Annotated in this window: 3 protein-coding genes; 2 read left to right on the plus strand and 1 reads right to left on the minus strand. The window is 72.4% G+C overall.

The genetic code is table 11. The features are described from left to right. Positions 1-105: 105 nt before the first annotated feature. A complete protein-coding gene (locus tag ACFU99_RS39160) occupies positions 106-1023 on the plus strand; it encodes an NUDIX hydrolase (RefSeq protein ID WP_384402159.1) in 918 nt (305 codons plus the stop codon). Between the two features lie 2 nt (positions 1024-1025). After that, positions 1026-1856, plus strand: coding sequence for an MBL fold metallo-hydrolase (locus ACFU99_RS39165; protein ID WP_384402162.1), 831 nt, complete (start codon positions 1026-1028; stop codon positions 1854-1856). Between the two features lie 124 nt (positions 1857-1980). Here ACFU99_RS39165 and ACFU99_RS39170 read toward each other — a convergent pair whose 3' ends face one another. Continuing rightward, positions 1981-2442 (minus strand): helix-turn-helix domain-containing protein, encoded by a 462-nt coding sequence (locus tag ACFU99_RS39170; RefSeq protein ID WP_384402165.1) that lies wholly within the window; start codon positions 2440-2442, stop codon positions 1981-1983. Positions 2443-3030 lie beyond the last annotated feature (588 nt).

Consider the following 3030-nt stretch of genomic DNA (forward strand, 5'->3'; position numbering starts at 1 on the left):
CCCTACGGCCGGGGGGCCGTTTCGGCTGGTGTAGTGCTCATCGGAGGCAGCTCCGATGAGCTTGGCCCTCTCGTGCATCGGGGCCTCAGCGCATAACATCCGGCCATGTCGTCCTCGACCAACGGACAGTGGTACCCGCCGGAGTGGCCGGACCGGATTCGCGCGCTCGCGAGCGGGGAGCTGACGCCTGCCGCGCCGCGGCGGGCGGCGACCGTACTGCTGCTGCGGGACGCCACGCCGGAGGCGCCCGGCGGGGTCTCCGTGTACATGCTGCGTCGGCGCGCTTCCATGGCCTTCGCCGGAGGGGCGTACGCCTACCCCGGCGGCTCGGTGGACCCGCGGGACGAGCGGCCCGTGGCCTGGGCCGGGCCCTCGCGGGCGCGGTGGGCCGAGCGGCTGGGGACGGACGAGGCGACGGCGCAGGCGATCGTGTGCGCCGCGGTCCGGGAGACGTTCGAGGAGGCGGGCGTCCTCCTCGCGGGCCCGGCCCCGGACACCGTCGTCGGCGACATCACGGGCGACGACTGGGAGGCGGACCGCGTGGCGCTCGTCGCCCGCGACCTCTCCTTCGCCGACTTCCTCGAACGCCGCGGCCTGGTCCTGCGCTCCGACCTGCTCGGAGCGTGGGCGCGCTGGATCACCCCGGAGTTCGAGCCGCGCCGCTACGACACCTGGTTCTTCGCGGCCGCGCTGCCGCGCGGCCAGCGCACCCGCAACGCCTCCACGGAGGCGGACCGCACCGTCTGGACCGCCCCGGCCGAGGCCGCCGACGGGTACGACCGGGGCGACCTGCTGATGATGCCTCCGACCATCTCCACGCTGCGCTCCCTCGTTCCGTACGGGACCGTCGCCGAGGCGCTGGGCTCCGCGGCGGAGCGCGATCTCGCGCCCGTACTCGCGCAGGCCCGCATCGAAGGCGACGAACTGGTGCTGAGCTGGCCGGGGCACGACGAGTTCACCAAACGCATCGCCGAACGCGACGGCGCCGGCGACGACATCTCCGACCTCTCCACGGGGGCCTGATCATGACCCATGCGGCAGCACTGCCCGGCCGGCCGCGCGAAGGCGTCATCGGCGGTCCGGCCACCGACCGCGCCGTCTGCGTACTGGCGCCCAACCCGTCCGCGATGACGCTCGACGGCACCAACACCTGGCTGCTCTCCGAGCCCGGCTCCGACCTCGCCGTCGCCGTCGACCCCGGCCCGCTGGACGAGGGGCACCTGGCGAACGTCATCGCCACCGCCGAGCGCGCGGGCAAGCGCGTCGCGCTCACCCTCCTCACCCACGGCCACCCCGACCACTCGGACGGCGCGGCCCGTTTCGCCGAGCTGACCGGTACGCGCGTGCGCGCGCTGGACCCGGCGCTGCGCCTCGGCGGCGAAGGGCTGGGCGAGGGCGACGTGATCACGACGGGCGGCCTGGAGCTGCGGGTCGTGGCCACACCGGGCCACACCGCGGACTCCCTCTGCTTCCATCTCCCGGCCGACGCGGCCGTGTTGACCGGCGATACGGTCCTGGGGCGCGGCACGACCGTGGTCGCCCACCCGGACGGGCGGCTCGGCGACTATCTGGACTCGCTGCGGCGGCTGCGCTCGCTGACGGTCGACGACGGCGTCGACACGGTGCTGCCGGGGCACGGACCGGTGCTGAACGACGCCCGGGGCGTCATCGAGTTCTATCTGGCCCATCGCGCGAAGCGGCTCGCCCAGGTGGAGACGGCCGTCGAGGACGGCTACCGGACGCCGTCGGAGGTCGTCGCCCACGTCTACGCGGACGTGGACCGCACGCTGTGGCCCGCGGCCGAACTGTCCGTACGGGCTCAGATGGACTATCTCGACGAGCACGGGCTGGTCTGACGCCGGCCCGCTCCTGCTCCCTCACGCCGCATCACGCCGCGACGCCTGCCGCATCAAGCCGGTGCCTGCCCTTTCGGGCAGGCCCGCCTCCGCGTGCGCGCGCCTATTCGTCGGCGACCGCGTCTCAATCGGCCCCTGCTGTCTGCCGTCGTTGGGCCGTTGCCGTTTCCGTTGCCGTTCCCTCCTCCGACGGCAGGAATGGGGCTGTCACTTGGAGGAAGAGCGCCCGCCTCTCGTCGGGAATGCCGAGAAGCTTGGCCGCCTCTTCCAAGGTGACTCGCCGACCGTCCGCCGTGCTGTGCCGGGAAGACGCCGCCACGGGGAGTGGCAGGTCGTCTTCGGTCAGCTTTCCGGACCGGATGAGCACGTCGCGTACGGGGACGTCGAGCGCGCGCGCCAGGCCGCGCATGGTGGTCAGGTCGGGCATGCTCTGCCGTTGCAGCAGTCTGGTGACTGCCGCGCGGTGTACCCCCGCGTCGTCGGCGACCTTGGACCGGCCGCCGCCTCGGGGGTGATCGATGTCGTAGCCACGGGACCTCATGAGGTCCTCCATCCAGGCCGCGAATTCCTCCAGGGTGTCCTTCATGGTGAGTCCGCTCCCTCCATCCGCTCCACAGACTAACGCGCGTGCGCGAGCGAAATGTTCAACTGGGGTTACTGCGCAGAATGGGGCTGAAAGGGCTGTGTGGGGCCTGTGAAGGAATTGCAGATTGCGTGCGAGTGCGAAACATGGAAAATTCATGAAGGTGCGAAGACGGTGCGAAATCCGTCCGCCGCCGTCCGCCCGTCGCCATCCTCGTGCGTTTCCGGTGGCGGGCCTCCCAAGGGGAAGGCGTGCGTCCGGGCGCCCGCCCGTTCGCGGATCCGATCCCCGCGATTGATTGCCCGCAAGCTCTTGTTGCGCACTCGCGCGATCGGGTACCGTTCTTGCGTCGCGGCACGGATCCGGCCTTCCCCGTGGGCCGTCGAGCCCCGTGCCGCGACACGGGTTCGACCCGGACTCCCATGGACAGGTCGTAGGCGCGCTCGCGGTCGCGAGCGCGGGGCGGCGGATCACGAGGCGCCCGCCTGGACGCTCTGGAACGCGGCCGGTGATCTCCGGGCCCCCTGGGCTCGCTTGCGGACGCCCTGGCCGCGCTGACGGCGCTGTACGGGCACGTTCACGCAGCGGCGA

Origin of the sequence: Streptomyces sp. NPDC057654, from assembly GCF_042800135.1 — a bacterium.
Classification (GTDB): Bacteria; Actinomycetota; Actinomycetes; order Streptomycetales; family Streptomycetaceae; genus Streptomyces.

Coding starts and splice junctions, on each gene's coding strand:
- ACFU99_RS39160 (WP_384402159.1), top strand. CDS start 106: ATGTCGTCCTCGACCAACGGACAGTGGTACCCGCCGGAGTGGCCGGAC.
- ACFU99_RS39165 (WP_384402162.1), top strand. CDS start 1,026: ATGACCCATGCGGCAGCACTGCCCGGCCGGCCGCGCGAAGGCGTCATC.
- ACFU99_RS39170 (WP_384402165.1), bottom strand. CDS start 2,442: ATGAAGGACACCCTGGAGGAATTCGCGGCCTGGATGGAGGACCTCATG.